Annotated in this window: 22 protein-coding genes and 1 tRNA gene; all 23 read right to left on the minus strand. The window is 51.2% G+C overall.

Translation table 11 applies throughout. From position 1 onward, the window contains the following. Window positions 1-64: 64 nt before the first annotated feature. The 23 genes from QMO62_RS08405 to cmk all read right to left on the minus strand — a co-directional run bounded on the left by QMO62_RS08405 (window position 65) and on the right by cmk (window position 16,544). Window positions 65-778, minus strand: a complete 714-nt coding sequence (locus tag QMO62_RS08405; RefSeq protein ID WP_284640237.1) for a demethylmenaquinone methyltransferase — start codon at window positions 776-778, stop codon at window positions 65-67. An 11-nt stretch (window positions 779-789) separates the two neighbouring features. Further along, window positions 790-1,653 carry a heptaprenyl diphosphate synthase component 1 gene (locus tag QMO62_RS08410; RefSeq protein WP_284640239.1) on the minus strand — a complete coding sequence of 288 codons (864 nt, stop codon included), beginning with the start codon at window positions 1,651-1,653 and terminating at the stop codon, window positions 790-792. A 106-nt stretch (window positions 1,654-1,759) separates the two neighbouring features. Next, on the minus strand, window positions 1,760-2,284 hold the full coding sequence (locus tag QMO62_RS08415; protein WP_284640241.1) for a hypothetical protein: 525 nt from the start codon (window positions 2,282-2,284) through the stop codon (window positions 1,760-1,762). A gap of 123 nt (window positions 2,285-2,407) precedes the next feature. Continuing rightward, window positions 2,408-2,632: a trp RNA-binding attenuation protein MtrB gene (gene mtrB, locus QMO62_RS08420; RefSeq protein ID WP_284640243.1), complete on the minus strand. Its 225-nt coding sequence runs from the start codon at window positions 2,630-2,632 to the stop codon at window positions 2,408-2,410. A gap of 127 nt (window positions 2,633-2,759) precedes the next feature. Next, window positions 2,760-2,836, minus strand: a tRNA-Pro gene (locus QMO62_RS08425). A 168-nt stretch (window positions 2,837-3,004) separates the two neighbouring features. After that, entirely contained in the window at window positions 3,005-3,277 is a 273-nt protein-coding gene (hbs, locus tag QMO62_RS08430; protein ID WP_284640245.1) for a non-specific DNA-binding protein Hbs, read from the minus strand. A 184-nt stretch (window positions 3,278-3,461) separates the two neighbouring features. After that, window positions 3,462-4,940, minus strand: a complete 1,479-nt coding sequence (gene spoIVA, locus QMO62_RS08435; protein ID WP_284640247.1) for a stage IV sporulation protein A — start codon at window positions 4,938-4,940, stop codon at window positions 3,462-3,464. Window positions 4,941-5,199: 259 nt separating this feature from the next. Then, the gene (locus QMO62_RS08440; RefSeq protein ID WP_284640248.1) at window positions 5,200-5,925 is read right to left on the minus strand and encodes a YphF family lipoprotein; all 726 of its coding nucleotides are present in this window, start codon (window positions 5,923-5,925) and stop codon (window positions 5,200-5,202) included. After that, window positions 5,922-6,263, minus strand: a complete 342-nt coding sequence (locus QMO62_RS08445) for a 2Fe-2S iron-sulfur cluster-binding protein (protein WP_284640250.1) — start codon at window positions 6,261-6,263, stop codon at window positions 5,922-5,924. The genes QMO62_RS08440 and QMO62_RS08445 overlap by 4 nt, the downstream gene beginning before the upstream one ends. Next, window positions 6,263-6,904: a nucleotidyltransferase domain-containing protein gene (locus QMO62_RS08450; protein WP_284640252.1), complete on the minus strand. Its 642-nt coding sequence runs from the start codon at window positions 6,902-6,904 to the stop codon at window positions 6,263-6,265. Before QMO62_RS08450 ends, QMO62_RS08445 begins: the two co-directional genes overlap by 1 nt. 17 nt (window positions 6,905-6,921) lie before the next feature. After that, window positions 6,922-7,215, minus strand: a complete 294-nt coding sequence (locus QMO62_RS08455) for a 2Fe-2S iron-sulfur cluster-binding protein (RefSeq protein ID WP_284640254.1) — start codon at window positions 7,213-7,215, stop codon at window positions 6,922-6,924. A 19-nt stretch (window positions 7,216-7,234) separates the two neighbouring features. After that, window positions 7,235-7,420, minus strand: a complete 186-nt coding sequence (locus QMO62_RS08460; RefSeq protein WP_372516663.1) for a DUF2768 family protein — start codon at window positions 7,418-7,420, stop codon at window positions 7,235-7,237. 139 nt (window positions 7,421-7,559) lie between these two features. Then, window positions 7,560-7,838, minus strand: a complete 279-nt coding sequence (locus QMO62_RS08465; protein WP_284640257.1) for a stage VI sporulation protein F — start codon at window positions 7,836-7,838, stop codon at window positions 7,560-7,562. Window positions 7,839-7,940: 102 nt separating this feature from the next. Further along, a complete protein-coding gene (locus tag QMO62_RS08470) occupies window positions 7,941-8,990 on the minus strand; it encodes an NAD(P)H-dependent glycerol-3-phosphate dehydrogenase (RefSeq protein WP_284640258.1) in 1,050 nt (349 codons plus the stop codon). A 34-nt stretch (window positions 8,991-9,024) separates the two neighbouring features. Beyond that, window positions 9,025-9,627, minus strand: a complete 603-nt coding sequence (plsY, locus tag QMO62_RS08475) for a glycerol-3-phosphate 1-O-acyltransferase PlsY (RefSeq protein ID WP_284640260.1) — start codon at window positions 9,625-9,627, stop codon at window positions 9,025-9,027. A gap of 13 nt (window positions 9,628-9,640) precedes the next feature. After that, complete coding sequence (der, locus tag QMO62_RS08480; protein WP_284640262.1) at window positions 9,641-10,963, minus strand: ribosome biogenesis GTPase Der; 1,323 nt, start codon at window positions 10,961-10,963, stop codon at window positions 9,641-9,643. Window positions 10,964-11,043: 80 nt separating this feature from the next. Continuing rightward, entirely contained in the window at window positions 11,044-11,223 is a 180-nt protein-coding gene (locus QMO62_RS08485) for a capping complex subunit for YIEGIA (RefSeq protein WP_284640263.1), read from the minus strand. Continuing rightward, window positions 11,223-12,143 carry a YIEGIA family protein gene (locus QMO62_RS08490; RefSeq protein WP_284640265.1) on the minus strand — a complete coding sequence of 307 codons (921 nt, stop codon included), beginning with the start codon at window positions 12,141-12,143 and terminating at the stop codon, window positions 11,223-11,225. The genes QMO62_RS08485 and QMO62_RS08490 overlap by 1 nt, the downstream gene beginning before the upstream one ends. Window positions 12,144-12,162: 19 nt before the next feature. Beyond that, the gene (locus tag QMO62_RS08495) at window positions 12,163-12,789 is read right to left on the minus strand and encodes a hypothetical protein (RefSeq protein WP_284640267.1); all 627 of its coding nucleotides are present in this window, start codon (window positions 12,787-12,789) and stop codon (window positions 12,163-12,165) included. Window positions 12,790-12,863: 74 nt separating this feature from the next. Continuing rightward, a complete protein-coding gene (fni, locus tag QMO62_RS08500; RefSeq protein WP_284640269.1) occupies window positions 12,864-13,925 on the minus strand; it encodes a type 2 isopentenyl-diphosphate Delta-isomerase in 1,062 nt (353 codons plus the stop codon). Window positions 13,926-13,958: 33 nt separating this feature from the next. After that, a complete protein-coding gene (gene rpsA, locus QMO62_RS08505; RefSeq protein ID WP_284640271.1) occupies window positions 13,959-15,194 on the minus strand; it encodes a 30S ribosomal protein S1 in 1,236 nt (411 codons plus the stop codon). Between the two features lie 86 nt (window positions 15,195-15,280). Further along, window positions 15,281-15,862, minus strand: coding sequence for a lysophospholipid acyltransferase family protein (locus tag QMO62_RS08510; RefSeq protein ID WP_284640273.1), 582 nt, complete (start codon window positions 15,860-15,862; stop codon window positions 15,281-15,283). Between the two features lies 1 nt (window position 15,863). Then, window positions 15,864-16,544: a (d)CMP kinase gene (gene cmk, locus QMO62_RS08515; RefSeq protein ID WP_284640275.1), complete on the minus strand. Its 681-nt coding sequence runs from the start codon at window positions 16,542-16,544 to the stop codon at window positions 15,864-15,866. Window positions 16,545-16,558 lie beyond the last annotated feature (14 nt).

Raw genomic sequence — 16,558 nt, forward strand, 5'->3', positions numbered from 1 at the left:
AGGAATATTTTTGTCTTTTTCCAGAGCAAGTGTGATTACAACTCCCTTCATGACATGCTGCCGGTTATTCCATGGACTTCTTTCCGATATGGAGGGCGGCAACGCCCCCGGTAAGCGGATAAGCTTCAACTGAAGTAAGTCCGGTGTTCCGGAAGATCTCAGCCAGCTGCTTATGATCCGGGAAGGAGACAAGCGATTCCGGCAACCAACGGTACTGCTCATAGCTCTTTGCGAGCAGCTTGCCCAGCATCGGAAGCACACGCTGGAAATAAAAATAATAGATCCCCTTAAACGGCTGCCATGTCGGCTTCGAAAGCTCCAGCGAAACCACGAGGCCTCCCGGCTTTACCACGCGCTGCATCTCTTTGATGACTTGAACCAGATCCGGCACGTTCCGCAGAGCAAACCCGATGGTCGCATAGTCAAACGTATTGTCCGCAAAAGGAAGCTCCATCGCGTTGCCGCGAATCAGCTTGATCTGCCTGTCCAGATGCAGACGTTTGATTTTGTCTGCCCCGACATCCAGCATGTTTTGACTAAAATCAAGTCCTACCACATCACCGGTCCCGCTTGCTTCCGCCAAGCTGATCGTCCAGTCACACGTACCGCAGCAAATATCGATGGCCTTGCTCCCCGGCTGAACATTCATCTTCTTCATCGTAAACTTGCGCCAGGCCTTATGGCGGCGAAAGCTGAGAATATCGTTCATCACATCATATTTCGGGGCGATGCTTTCAAAAACAGAATGTACGAATTGTTCCTTGGATTTCGATGCCACGTAAGTTCACCTCATACTTCTTCTATAACTCTTGGTGCGTTAAGGTACTTTCTAAGCGGTTCACCGATATTCAGCAGCTCTGCTCCCAGCTTCTCCGACTCCATCCCCTTCAGCTTGTCCTGCAGCTCCGAGAGGCAAGCATCCAGCATATCATAAAGCTGGGAAGAAACTTTGTACTTATGCCATACATAACGCAGCCTCGAATGATCCGGTTCATCGGTTTGAAGCAGCTTGCGGTCATCCTTCGCGCCTGTCTGCAGAATAAGCCAGTAGCCCCAGCTGTCCCTGAATTCCTCAGCGCTCTCCGATCGGGTAATTTCCTGAATCAGCACCTCGCAACGGGTAAAAAGCCGAAGTATTTCCGGCCACAGCCCGCGCAGCCCTTCGTCCAGCAGGACGGAAAACGATAAGAACAGCTGCGACCGGACCTCTACGGTTTGCCTGATGTACTCCTCTGCGGTAAGCTTGAGCTGCTTCATCGTCATATACATGTTCATCTTAAGACGATTCGCCTCACAGATGGCCTGCGACAGCTTCCCGATCAAATCAATATGTCCTGCATGAGACAACAGGTAGTAAAAACGGCTGCTGAAATAATCTCCCGCCAGCACCTTAAGCTGACGTGAGCGGGCAGCCTTCATCTCCTTGGAATCATTGGTGATACTAACCATGTCATGGGTATCAAGTCCCATCTGAACCAAAGAGGTCACGAGTGTGTAAAGCTCGCTGTGTCCGGAAAGCGCACTGTGCCTATTCAAAAAAGCATACAGCAGCCGGGTGCGGAATTCAGGAAACACCGGCAGCTCCGTATGCTTAAGAATCATGTCGTGTTCGAAATATTTCCGGGCTATTTCGGGGATGCGATAAGAGTTCATATGTAAGCCTCCGAACCGTAACATAAATCACGTTCTGACAATCTAAATTATTATAGCATAATCCGATCGTTTTTTCATAATAGACGTTTGGTTTTCATAAAAGTCTTCAGCTTTTTTGTTCGTATCGCTCTTGCCACTTCGGATAATACGTCATCCAGAAATGGGAATCCAAGTACTGCATCAGCTCATACGTGCTGGCCGGACGGGCCTTCGGCTCATTCGGGAGCCATTTCTCCCTGCGGGCATCCGAAGCGACAAGAAGCTGTGTGCCGCCGCTTGCTTGCTCTTTCGAGCCGTCCAGCACCCGGACAAGCACTTGATTGATATTCGTCGAGGACGCGAAAAGATAGGTCGGGATTTCGTACAGATCCTTCACGACGTCGGTGTGCTCCGACGATGAGGTTGCCAGCAGATCAACCGAAACAATCGCATGGGTGATCTCAACCCGCCGGACCCGCAAGTGCAGCGGCATCTTGGTAATCACATCCACAATGTTCTCTTCAGACACCGGCTGTGGCTTTTGATGCTGAAATACTCCGCTGGATTCATCCAGCCTGGTTACCCATGATAAGCCTAAGGCTACCAGAACGGAGATCAGCGAGGTAGCCGCTATTTTCGTTAACCATTTCATAAGGACCGTTCCCCCTCGGGCACTTAAACCTATCGCCATGATAGCGATGACTTGGCCAAGAATACCTGTCCTTATCATTGTACAACGAAAAAAAGCAGGCTATGCCTGCGGGAACATGAAAAATTATTCCTCCGTTGTATCAATGATCCCATACTTGGTCATAATTACTGCCTTGCCGCGGATTTTCACTGCCGACGTATGGTCGGTAAACTGGGCAATCATAACCTCGCCCTTATCCAGCTTCTCTGTATGATGAAACTTCGTATCTTGGCCCCGGGTAAGTCCGATCACCTGCACGCCGTTATCCTTTGCCTTTACTACAAAGTAATCATTATGTCCTGATTCCATTGGCTCGTCTCCTCCATACTCATCTCTACTTACATTCTACTATGCCAAAAAAGGCGGTTCAGTGTCAAGAACGGCACAGCTTTCCATAAAAAAAGAAAAAGACACCGCTTTGACGATGTCTTCCTCATGGTCGGAGTAGCGGGATTCGAACCCACGGCCTCACCCACCCCAAGGGTGCGCGCTACCAGACTGCGCCATACCCCGAATCAATGCCATTGGTTAATGCTAGGTTTTATTATAATTGCGTCCCCTGAAGTTGTAAAGTACCTTTCCTGCTTCCCGTCTGGAGAAAAAGAAAAAAGGCATATAAAAAGCGCCCTACCTCTTACTATCGAGATCAAGGACGCTTGTGTCAGCAGATGCTATGTACTATTACTGGATTCCATCTTTCAGAGCTTTACCAGGCTTGAATGCCGGAATTTTGCTGGAAGGAATCTCGATTTCTTCACCGGTTTGCGGGTTGCGTCCTTTACGTGCGGAGCGCTCGCGAACCTCAAAGTTACCAAAACCTACGAGTTGAACCTTGTCACCGCTTTGCAAAGCTTCCGAGATCGCGTCAAACACGGCCTCAACTGCTTTGGTTGCGTCCTTCTTGGAAAGCTCGGAAGCTTCAGCAACCTTGTTGATCAAATCCGATTTATTCATGCCATTCACCTCCCCCCAAAGCGATCAAACCTCTTATTCTCTTTGTTCACCGTTTTAAAGAAAAATATACATGTTATGTGATGTACATATCAAGTAAATCAACATTATAGTAATACAGCACTCCCCGATTTTCAAGAGAAAAACAAAAAAATGCACCCTAAAGGGTGCATTTTGGTGTGTTATATTACAATATGATGGCAATTAATCCGCCGGAGCCTTCGTTGATAATGCGACCAAGTGTTTCTTGAAGCTTGTAGCGCGCGTTGTCCGGCATCATGGCGAGCTTGCCTTGAATGCCCTCGCGTACGATGGAGTGCAGCGATCTGCCAAAAATATCGGACTCCCAGATCTTGAGCGGGTTGTCCTCGAAATCCTGCATCAAATAGCGGACGAGCTCCTCGCTCTGCTTCTCCGTACCGATGATCGGGGAGAACTCCGACTCCACATCCACCCGGATCATATGAATCGAAGGCGCGGTTGCTTTTAACCGAACTCCGAAGCGCGAGCCTTGGCGGATCAGCTCCGGCTCATCCAACGCCATCTCGGCCAATGTCGGCGGCGCGATCCCGTAGCCGGTCGTCTTGACCATTTCCAGCGCTTCCGCGAAATGATCGTACTCGCGCTTCGCATGCGTGAACTCCTGCATCAGCTGCAGCAGATGATCCTTGCCTCGGATTTCCACCCCGACGACTTCCTGAAGGATGCGGTCGTACAGCTCATCCGGCGCGTGCAAATCAATCTCCGCTACCCCTTGACCCATATTCATACCGGCTAATGCCGCTTTATCGATAAATTCATATTGCTCGAAGTTGCTGACTACGCGATCTACATCGCGCAAACGGCGAATATCCTGCACCGTTTCGCGAACGGAGTTTTCGAAGTGGGAACGAAGCCAGTGATTCTCCTCCAGCACCATGACCCAGCTTGGCAGGTTGACATTGACTTCATGCACAGGGAACTCGTAAAGCACCTCACGGAGCACACCTGTCATGTCGTCTTCGTTCATATTGGCCACGCTTGTAACTACGACCGGGACGTCATGCTTCGCCTGCAGCTCGCTGCGGAGCTCTTGGGCGGCATCCGAGTTCGGCTTCGTGGAGTTCACGATGACGATGAACGGCTTGCCGACTTCTTTTAGCTCAGCGATGATCCGGTCTTCCGCATCTACATAGGAGGCACGCGGAATTTCCGCGACCGATCCGTCTGTCGTAATGACTACCCCTAATGTTGCATGCTCTTGAATGACCTTGCGTGTCCCGATTTCGGCCGCCTCTTGGAACGGAATCGCTTCATCGAACCAAGGCGTGTTGATCATGCGAGGACCGTTCTCGTCTTCAGAGCCCTTTGCCCCTTCAATAACATAGCCTACGCAATCCACCAAGCGTACGTTGACATTCAGTCCTTCAGCCACATGCAGCTGCACTGCATTGTTCGGTACGAATTTCGGCTCCGTTGTCATGATCGTACGTCCTGCGGCGCTTTGCGGCAGCTCGTCGACAGCGCGGGCGCGCTCGGCTTCGTTTTGAATGTTAGGCAAGACGACTGACTCCATAAAGCGCTTAATAAACGTTGATTTTCCCGTACGGACCGCTCCAACGACCCCCAGGTAAATATCCCCGCCAGTACGCTCTGCAATGTCCTTAAAGATATCCACTTTTTCCAATGAGAATCCCTCCTACAGGTTGTTTAAGGCGAAACTCGTACATGCTTTCGGACTAGTACAAATATATGTATGGCTTATGAAAATATGTATTATATTTATCTTTTTAATCACTCCTTGCTGCTGCCCTATCGCATGGTCAAGATAGAGCCTCTTAGGCTTCACCTCTGACAAATATATGTGGGCTTGCTCCCGGATATTCAGGTTGAACGAAAAAAACCTCCACTCCCGAAAAGGGGTGAAGGTTTATATGAACTAACATTTACGCTCCTGTTACCGGTACAGGCTGTCCATTGTGCCATCGGTAAGGAAACGAACGGGCAGGAACATAAAATGCCTCTTGAACGAGCAGCCCCCGAAGATCCTGATCACCCTTGAGCTGGGCCTGAAGCTGCTTCTTATCAATTAAGCGCATGAGCTCCGGCGCGTAATCGATGGCCACCTGCCCTGAGTCATGAAGCAGCAGAGGAAGCTGAAGCTGGCGTGTATATACACTCGGTACTTCCACCGTTTTCTTGTTCATGAGCTCGAAGTCGATTTTTGAAAAGCCCGGAGCAACCGCGGCTCCTTTCGGCAGCTCGCCGTTATGGCTTCGCTTGTAATCGTCCACTTGCTTCTGAGCTTCGATAACCATTTGGAAGGAGGTAATATCCATCAGCTTTACGGTAGGCTTGGTTTCTACATCGACCAATACGTACATGGCCGTCCCGCCGTTTTCGAACGCATTTCCGGGGATGCTCCCCAAATACCTCCCGTTCAGCTTTTTGAAATCAATAGGGTATTTTTCGTAGATCGGCGTGGTCTCTTCACTATTTTTGATCGGAAGCACACCGGTTTTCTCTTTATACTGATCCACCGCATTCTGAACGAGCATAATGCCTTCTCCGCTTGTCAGCTGATTCTCCTTACGCTGCTCGGCAGGGTACATACAGCCGCTTAGCAGAAGCAAAATCAGCAGCAGGGACAGCAATCCCGCTTGGCGCTTCATAGCTCCTCCTCCTTTCGTTGCAGCTCCAGCTGTCGACGGATCGCCGCCTTCAGAGGATCCTCAGGCACCTCTACCTCTGCCTGCCCCACGATCTTCGTTTGACATGCCAACCGATAGCCTTGATCCGCCAGGCTTCCCAGCTTCAGCCGTTCCTTCTGGCTGATGGGGGACAAGCCTTGTCCGTCACGGACCACCACCTTGCACATCATGCAGGCGGCTTTCCCGCCGCACCGCACACGCAAGGTAACCCTGGCCTTTCCTGCTGCATCCAGCACGGTCGTACCGGGCCGAACTTCGATACGTTTCACCTCAGGCCAAAACGTGATCTGGGCCGCCATTATGCCTCCGCCCCTTCCTGCGCCAATAGCTGCCGCAGCTTCTCGGCGAGCGGTTCAGCCATACGATTTCTAATGAGCAAAGTATCCAGAAGCTTCTCATGATCCGTACGATGGACGCTTCGGCAGAACGACGCAATGGCTTCATACCGGTCGGGACGGTCACGCAGCACATTGAATATCAGTTCATGCATCAAGGGCATCAGACGAACCTCCAGAGGCGTTTCATCCAGTGAACGAACCACTATGGATTGCGCGGCATGCTCATACAAGAACTGTGCTTCAACGATATACTCGCTATGTAAGGAACGAACCTCAAAGCCCCCGACCAGCTCTACCTTGCATCCGGCAATATCGTAATGACTTAATATCGATCGATAGATTCCCGTTTGACTTGAGACTTGCTGATCCGTCGCAAAGGCTCGTAACGCTTGATGCATCGACGCGGCATGCTTCGCGTCCACATACAAATCCAAATCCCGGGGAGCCCGGTTTAACGCAACTCCCTGCAGAAGCAGCCCCGTACTCCCGCCGACAAGCCATGGAATCGAGGCCCCTTCTAAGCTATTTCCTATTACGGTCAACGCCTCACGAAGAGGATCCGCGGGGGAGATCAACATGACTTCATTTTCCTTGTTACCCATTCTAAAACAGCACCTTCTTAAAAATACGGCTTATTGGCTGCAGCCAATGTCCCCGCTTGCTTAATTTGCGCCTGGCAGCCGAGGCGGTACCCTTGCTCGAGCTCCTCGGGCTCCAGCCGATCAAGTTCTTCATCCGTCGGCTTGCTAAGAAGCTCCGCCCCTTCAGTTACCACACACCGGCAGCGGGCGCAGGTCCCCCGCATACAGGAAAATCCGAAATCCACGTTATGCTTTAAGGCATGATCCAGCACGGTTAATCCGGCTTCAGCCTCCACGGTTTTGGTTATTTGCCTTCCCTTGATTGTCAGCATCCGTAATCCAAGCTCCTTGTTATAGTAATGACAGCAGCATATACAGTAAAATCGGAATGAACATCAAAAAGGCTATGATAGATAAAACAGCGCGCAGCGCGCCCGTGGTTTTATTTCTCGCAAAGGTAATGAGAAAAGAGGCAAAAATCATCAGGCCTATGGCAATAAAGGAGGCCCACATTTTATCCAGTGACGACATCATCATAACTCCTATCCGGCAACTTGTTCAAAAAATCCAATCAAAACTGCAAAGATAAGGCAAGTATACCACAAAAAAAGCACAAGCGCGCCTGCCGGCGGCTTATGCCATCAATTCGTAAAACTTATGATTATTACGGGATCCCTTATTTTTTGGTCATCATCTTCATCAGCTGTTCCAGCGTGTTGGGATTGCCCTTGCTGCTCTTGATGGCCTTGATTAAGTCATTGACCGTAGATTCCGATACCGGCACGTTCACCATATTGGACACCTGCTTGATCAGCTGCCGCAATTGCGCCTCGCTTTGCATGGTGGAGGGCTTCACCCCGCTGGCAAGCTTCTGAATATCCTTCTCGGTTACATTTTTACCGGTTTTCTTCTTAACGACGTTCAATACATCCTTGGATACGTTCTTCCCGCTCATTCCTTCAACCTCCCCCAGGTTCAAGTCAAGCACCTCGTGCGCTTGGTAACTTGATCTGAGGTAGTATATGTGAAGAGCAGGACGTTCGTGTAGGCTCTTGCCCTAGCGGAACCAGTTCATTGCACCGCCTCGGGCTACATCCTCCATCTCATGCGTTCGTCCGCGTCCCATCAAATCCTCAACTGCGGTTTTAGGGTCTTTGCCGCTGAATAACACATGATACAGCTCGTTCGTGATCGGCATCGTAATGCCGTGCTGCGCAGACAATGCATAGGCCGCTTGAGTCGTCTTCACCCCTTCAACCACCATCCCCATCTGCTGCAGCACTTCTTCAATCAGTTGGCCTTGCGCGAGCATGTAACCGGCACGCCAGTTTCTGCTATGTTTGCTGTTGCACGTGACGACAAGGTCACCGATTCCGGCAAGTCCGGCGAAAGTAAGCTGATTCGCTCCCATGGCCGTTCCCAGACGGGCGATTTCGGCCAGACCCCGTGTCAGCAGAGCAGCCTTCGCATTATCGCCGAAGCCCAGTCCGTCGGAAAGGCCGGCACCCAGGGCAATGATGTTCTTCAGCGCTCCGCCGAGTTCAACGCCAACAATATCGGGGTTCGTATAGACGCGGAAATAGGAAGTAATCAATAGATCCTGGGCTTGCTCCGCTGCCTCCAGATCATTGGCGGCAACCACCACAGTCGTAGGCTTACGTCCTATGACTTCCTCGGCGTGGCTTGGCCCGGAAAGCACCACGATACGATTAGGATCATAGTTCCGAAGCGATTCGGCAAGCACCGAGCTCATCCGAAGCAAGGTGCCTGTCTCGAAGCCCTTGGTTGCATGGATGACGAGCGTCGACGAATCCAGGAACGGATTCATCTGCGCTGCAACCTCCCTCATAGCGCTTGAAGGTGCCACGATGACAACCGCACTTGCTCCTCGCAGCGCTTCCTCCATTGAATCGGTTGCTCTCAATCCTGGCGAAAGCTCGGCATCTCCTAGAAACCGCCGATTGCGGTGCTCGGTGTTGATCTCATCCACCTGCTGCCGATTTCTCGACCAAAGCACAACTTCATGCTCATTTTCCGTCAAGACGGAGGCGATGGCTGTCCCCCAGCTTCCCGCTACTAGAACGGCAACTTTCGTCGGTTGTGGCATCCTGTGCATCCCCTTCCCGTTCGATACAATTCAATTATGCATTCTTCTTGGCGCCAATCTTGTTTTCCTGCCCTTTCAGAAGCTTCGCGATATTGCTGCGATGGCGAATCCAAGCGAATAAGAAAAGCAGCAGACTAAGTCCAAATACGTATACATCATGGCCCATGAACCAAATCAACACAGGTAAAAGTGCAGTAAACAATAATGAGCCAAGAGAAACATATCGGGTAATAACAATAGAAATAATAGCAACAATCCCGGCTAACAACGCAGGCAAAAAGCTCAGCGTAGCCATTACGCCGATCGTAGTTGCAATGCCCTTGCCTCCGCGAAAGCCAAAAAAGACCGGCCAGTTATGGCCGACGATAACGCTTACTCCGGACAGCACGGTAATAAGAGCATCTCCGCCGCTCAACCGGCTTCCGATCCATACGGCAGCTACCCCTTTCAGCGCATCGAGCAGCAGCACGGCAATAGCCGGACCCTTACCAAGCACTCGCAGAGTATTGGTGGCTCCGGCATTCCCGCTGCCGTGATTCCGGATGTCGATACCTTTCAGCAGCTTCCCCGCAAGAAAGCTAAAGCTGATCGAGCCTAACAAGTACCCGACCAGCACAGGCAATATAGTACTTACCATGTCGTATCTCTCCCTAATCGTCTTCCGATTTTCTCCGGGTGATGATATGCACCGGTGTTCCTTCAAAGCCGAACGCAGCCCTTATCTTGTTTTCCAGGTAGCGCTCATAGGAGAAGTGCATCAGTTCCGGATCGTTGGCGAATAAGACAATCGTAGGCGGCTTCACGGCCACCTGTGTAGCATAGTTAATGCGCAGACGTTTTCCTTTATCCGTCGGCGGAGGATTAATCGCCACCGCATCGGAAATGACATCATTAAGAACATGCGTTTGGATCCGCAGCGCATGCTGCTCCGCCACATGGTTCACGACCGGCAGCAGCTTGTGAAGCTTTTCCTTCGTTTTGGCGGAAAGGTACACCACAGGCGCATAGGTCATGAATAAGAAGTGATCGCGGATCTTCTGCGTAAACTGATGCATCGTCTTCTCGTCCTTCTCTACGATGTCCCATTTGTTCACAACAAAGACGCAAGCCTTCCCTGCTTCATGTGCGTAACCGGCAACATGCTTATCCTGCTCAATGATTCCTTCTTCGCCGTTGATCAGTACGAGCACCACATCCGCCCGCTCAATCGCCTTCATAGCGCGCATGACGCTGTATTTCTCCGTGTTCTCGTACACCTTGCCCCGCTTGCGCATCCCGGCCGTATCGATGATCACATACTTCTGACCATCCTTCTCGAACGGGGTATCGATAGCGTCACGGGTCGTCCCGGCCACATCGCTCACGATGACGCGCTCTTCCCCAAGAATAGCGTTCGTGAGTGAGGATTTGCCGACGTTAGGACGCCCGATCAGTGCTACCTTGATGACATCCTCGCCGTATTCTTCTTCCTCAGTATCCGGGAAATGCTGCACTACCTCGTCCAATAAATCGCCGATGCCCGTTGCGTGGGAACCGGATATGCCGATGACCGTACCGAAGCCCAGGCTGTAAAATTCATAGATATCATCTTGTCGGGCCAGGTTATCCACTTTATTCGCAGCTACGACAACCGGCTTCTTGGCACGGAAAAGCATTTGCGCCACTTCCGTGTCCGTCGGTGTTACGCCGGCTTTCGCATCTACCATGAAGATGATCACGTCGGCCTCATCAATGGCTAACTCTGCTTGGGCACGGACGTGCTTCATCATTTGATCCTCGCCGTCAACCTCGATACCGCCGGTATCGATAATGCTGAATTCATGGTCCAGCCATTCGCCGCGTCCATACAAACGGTCCCGGGTTACGCCCGGTTTATCTTCTACAATGGCCAGCTTGTCTCCGATAATTCGATTAAAGATCGTAGATTTCCCCACATTCGGGCGTCCTACAATCGCAACAATAGGTCTTGCCATAGCTCTCTCATTCCCTTCTTGCAAGCCAACCAAATCTTGCCTGTAAGCTATGATATTATATACTAATTGGCAGCCATAAATCAATCATGCTTGACAATGATCAATGTTCCGTTCTTCAAATCATGTGCGGAAGCGTCCAAAATTTTTTCAAGACTGAAGGCGAGCTTCTGCTGCTCATCCGGGTTGTCCGCAATAAAAATAGGAGCGCCTCCCCCTACTTTTCCTTTGTCACAGGTAATGACCGCCATGATTTTCCCCATCAAGCCCCCGCCTTTCCTGAATTCCGGGATTGTACATGCGCCTCGGACGGCATCCTGACGGCACTTTCCAGTACGGGAGCTCGCAGAATAACTTGCCTTGCCTTCTCCTTATCTTGCTCCTGCGTGAGTAAAAAAACGGCCAGTCTTCCGTCTTCCATATCCAGCTTCGCCAAAGGAACCAATGAGGGCTCTCCTTCGTCGCGATACACACCCATAATCGTACAAATATCATGAAGTATGGCTTGACGCTGCCCTGGGTTGGCCAAGGTTACACGCGAATTTTTATTCTTCGGAGCTACGACAAGCCCTATCGCCTTCCGCTGAATCAGCTTTCGCGTATCCTCAAGTCCAACGTTCATAATGTAAATATCATCCACAAATAGATCCGGGCCATCCAGCTTTACCTCTGCAATTTGCACGTCGGCAATATGGGATATACTTTTCCCCGTCTTAAAATAATTGGTGATGAGCATGGCTCCGAGACCCGCGACGATCCCCCAATACCAAGGGAACAGGATGCTGAACAAGGCTGTTGCGAAGGCTGTAAAAATGACCAGGTAATTTCGCCCTTCAAATACCATCGCGATCCCTTCAATATAGGTGGCTCCTCTAGGCACCAGCTCATGGCTGTCGATTTGGGTCAGCGTCTGGCGCTCCATGTTGCGGACATCCCGGAACTGCTGAGCCGCCAAGGAAAGAAACGTGATCGCGGTATAGTTCTTATCCAGCAGAGAGGGAACGGCTACGGCACCGAGCCCCGCCGCGATGAAGCCTAAGGAAAGATGAATGATCTTTCCATGCGGATAGGTCGGATACTGCCGATAATCGGTCCGCAGCATGCTGATTCTCGCCAATAGACCGAAAATCACTCCTAAAATAATGCCTACGGTATACTTTTGTTCTGCGATCCACTCCAACATAAAGCATCGCCCCTTCGCATTAGTCTCTTCGCTGCTTCACAAGCTCCCATATGCCTTCGGCCGAACGGCGAATTCCGAAGAGAAAACCGCTTAGTACAAGGGAGCTGCCTCTGGCGGCGAACACGGTTGTCCACCACAAATCCTGAAAGGATGTCCCTCCCAAAACAAACGGTGCCTGCTGAAGATGTGAGTAATGAAACATGGTCTCTCCAATGAGCAGCCCCATTGAAACATTAGCCACCTGGACGATCGGATTCCGTATAAGACCAGCAGCAAGGATGCCTATGAATAAGGCCATCGTTACCTGTTGGTTTACGATAATCATCGAAGGGAGCAAGTGTAAGGTTTCCCGCAGGAAGAAAGTTACCGATCCGAGAAGAAGGCTTACGGAAAGCGCGTGAAGTCGGACCATCCACGCCCGCACCTGGTACCAGATTCGTAAGTAGCAGCACAGCAGCAGCGGCACACAAAGAAACACACGGTACGACCCAATAGTTACGGACAACGGTGTCGCAAGCAGCCAGCAAACAAAAAAAAGAAGTAGACTCGGATGAGTAATACCTCTTAAGATGAAATCCTTCCAGCCGCTGGCGAATAAAATGAGCGATATCACAAGTAGCAGTAAAGAGAGATAGCCCGGATTCATTCACACCCACCTAAAGAGTTGCTTTCATTTTCTTTAGTATGGCTTGGGTTATTCTGTTTTACTCTCCATATTCCTCAATGGTGCCTTCTCGCATAATGCGTTACATCAATTCCTCTAAGTGAACACCAATCAGCTGTTTCCCCCATAATGAGGATCGGCCGTGCTCGCAGATCGCGAATAGACGAAGCACCAACTGCTGTCATGACCCAGCGAATTTCGTGTTCAATTTCGCGGATTCGCTCGATTAAAGCGTCCGTGCCCTTTGCTCGCAGCACCTTTAATAAAGTGCCTGCCACACCTGCTGCGCTGGCTCCTATAGTCAAAGCCTTCACAATGTGCAGTCCGCTGGTAATGCCGCCGGATGCGATGATTGACATTGCTTCGGATCGGCTGCCGTTTGACTCCATGGCCTCTAATAAAGCGGTGCTCGTCGTGCAGCCCCAATCGTTCAGCCAATCCATCGGGACAGCCCTTCTTGCGTTCTCAATCGCGGCAAAGTTGGTTCCGCCGGATCCGCCGACATCGACGATGCGTACTCCAGCTTGATACAGAAGCTCTATATCCTCCTTCGCCATGCCGAAGCCTACTTCCTTAACGATCACCGGAACGCCCACCGCTTCCACTATAGTAGCGATGCGTTCCAGACGTCCGCGGAAATCTCTGTCCCCTTCCGGCATGATGAGCTCCTGCATCACATTCAAGTGGATTTGGAGCGCATCCGCTCTCAGCATGTCCACAGCACGAAGAGCTTGCTCCAGCGTTGCCTCGCTGCCGAGATTGCCGAAGACCAAGCCGTCAGGATTATGTTCCCGTACCGTTCGGTAGCTGGATTCTACCTCCGGGTTTTTTATAGCAGCCATCTGCGAACCTACCGCCATGGCCAGTCCGGTTTCCCTAGCCGCTACAGCCAGCTCTTTGTTGATTTCCTCTGTCTCCTTTGCTCCGCCGGTCATTGCATTAATAATAATCGGCGAACTCATAACGAGCTCGCCGATCCTTGTTTGCAACGATATATGTTCCGTAGAGGTTTCCGGGAGACTGTTCGGCACAAGCTTCAAGTCCTCGAAGCCTTGCTTGCCGCTTTGTCCTAGCGCTAGAGCATGATGCACATGCTCCATCTTTCTTGGAATGCGCACCAATGGTTCCCCTTTTCCCTCAGGCTGTGTTCATTACTTCTTAAACTGACTCAGCTTATCTCCAAAACGCTCGCCGAGCGTCAGGTTCAAACCTTGCGGCTCTTCGATGTGAACCGTTTCCTTGCGAGATGCGCGCTCAGGACGCTCTCCGCGTTCGCGCTCTTGTCTTGGCTCGCGGGCAGGTGCCTCTTCGGTTTCCTTGATGCTGAGAGAAATACGCTTCTCGTCGGCATTCATATCGAGCACCTTCACCTTTACCTCTTGGCCTTCCTTCAACACCTCATGAGGAGTACCTACATGACGGTGAGCGATCTGGGAAATGTGCACGAGACCTTCGACGCCAGGAGCAACCTCAACGAAAGCACCGAACTGAACAAGGCGCTTCACGGTTCCTGTTACGATGTCGCCGATGTTGATCGAGCTTGCCACCTGCTGCCAAGGACCTGGCTGAGTGGCACGGATGCTCAGGCTGATCCGCTCGTTCTCCGGATCTACTTTAAGCACTTGCACTCTTACCTTGTCGCCTTCCTTCACAACTTCGCCCGGTGTTTCCACATGGTGCCAAGCCATTTCGGAAATGTGTACAAGACCGTCTACGCCGCCGATATCGACAAAAGCACCGAACTGCGTCAAGCGTTGTACCGTTCCGTCCAGCTCCTGACCTACGGAAATTTTGGAGAGCACATCTTTCTTCTGAGCATTGAACTCTTCATCCAGAACATCCTTCTGGGAAAGAATGACTTTGTTCTTCTCGCGATCCATTTCCTTAACGCGCAGACGCAAAGTACGGCCCTTATAATCGCTGAAATCTTCCACGAAAGTGCGCTCTACCATGGAGGCAGGAACGAAGCCGCGCAGTCCAATGTCAACGACGAGACCGCCCTTCACTACCTCAGCAACCTTCGCTTCCAGGATCGTCTTGTTTTCCATATCGGCTGCAAGCTTATCCCAAGACTTCTCGGAATCGATCGCGCGCTTGGACAGAACAAGCTTCTCGTTACGATCATCGATTTGAAGCACCTTTAATTGAACTTCTTGGCCCACTTCAACGCTTTCTGCCGCATTGTCAATGGATACGTTCGAAAGCTCGCGAACAGGAACAACGCCGTCATATTTGTAGTTGACGTCAACATACGCTTGATCCGCGTCTACCTTGATCACCTTACCGGTAACGATATCGCCTTTCTTGAGGATGTTGACATTCGCCATAGATTCCTCTTGGGACATTTCCGCTTCAGCGGTTTGAACGTTTTTGTTTTCTTCAGACATGGTTAATACCCTCCTTAGCAACCTGACAACATAATGTATTAAAAAGTGGTAGATCTACATTGTTTTTTTAAGTATGCCACATTTGCTCATTTCGATTCGTGTTCTTTTACCATGGATCGAATGGCCGTCATAATTTTGTCTGTGGCCTGCTCCAAGCTGTCGCTTCCGCCTTCTGCAAACTCGCTTAAATCCACGGGAGGACCGTAAATGACCTTCATCGGCCGGAACAGCTTATACCCTCCGACAATCGCGGCAGGAATGACTGTCGCACCGGATTTCAGCGCGAACATCGCCGCGCCCTTCTTCCCCATTCCCCCTTCGTTGCTGCGGGAGCCTTCCGGGAAGATGCCGAGGATGTTGCCATCCTTCAGAAGCTGAAGGGATAGCCTTATCGATTCCTTGCTGACACCGCCGCGCTTGACAGGAAACGCACGGATTCGGGGCAGCACCCAGCCCAGCACGGGAACGTCAAACAGCTCTGCTTTGGCCATGTAGTGTACCTCTCGGGTAAGCGGGCTTCCCAATAGCGGCGGATCGAAATTGCTTGTATGGTTGGCGCAGAGCACCACTCCGCCTTGTCTTGGAATGTTCTCTAAGCCGCTTACTTGTAATCGGTATAACGTGCCGAACATGATGCGAAATAATTGCCGTAAAAAACGATAAAGCATGCTACTTCCCTCCACCGACGTGACTGCGGCATAAGGAAAGGATGCGCTCCACCACTTCCGGAATGGACAAGTCCGAAGTATCAATCAGTACGGCGTCGACGGCTTTGACGAGTGGCGACACCTCACGCTGTTCATCCATTCGGTCTCTTTCCGCAATTTCCTTCTCCAGCTTCTCGATCGAGGCGCCAGGCTGACTATCGCGAATCTCCAGAAAGCGTCGTTCCGCACGAATCCTCACACTTGCCGTCAAAAACACCTTCACTTCCGCATTCGGGAGCACATGGCTTCCGATATCACGGCCGTCCATGACAACACCCTTATGCTTGGCCATGTCCTTCTGCTTCGCGGTAAGAATTTCTCGAATCTCCCCGATCGAAGCGATGCGGGACACATTGCCCGTTACTTCAGCCGAACGAATTTGTCCGGTTACCTCCTCGCCGTTCACATAGACCAGTTGGCCGCGGTCTCCCGGTGCAAGCCGTATGTCCATCCGCCGTGCCGCGGCAATCATCTCCGCCGTTTGATCCGGAGCCAGGCCCTCCTCCATGATTTTCCATGTCACTGCCCTGTACATAGCTCCTGTGTCCACATAGACAAAACCAAGTGCTTCGGCAACGAGACGGGCGATCGTGCTCTTCCCGGCGCCTGCAGGGCCGTCGATTGCGATGTTAAATTTTTCCAAGATGTGGCCTCCTA

The sequence above is a fragment of the Paenibacillus silviterrae genome (genome assembly GCF_030167925.1).
GTDB classification, from domain to species: Bacteria; Bacillota; Bacilli; order Paenibacillales; family NBRC-103111; genus Paenibacillus_G; species Paenibacillus_G silviterrae.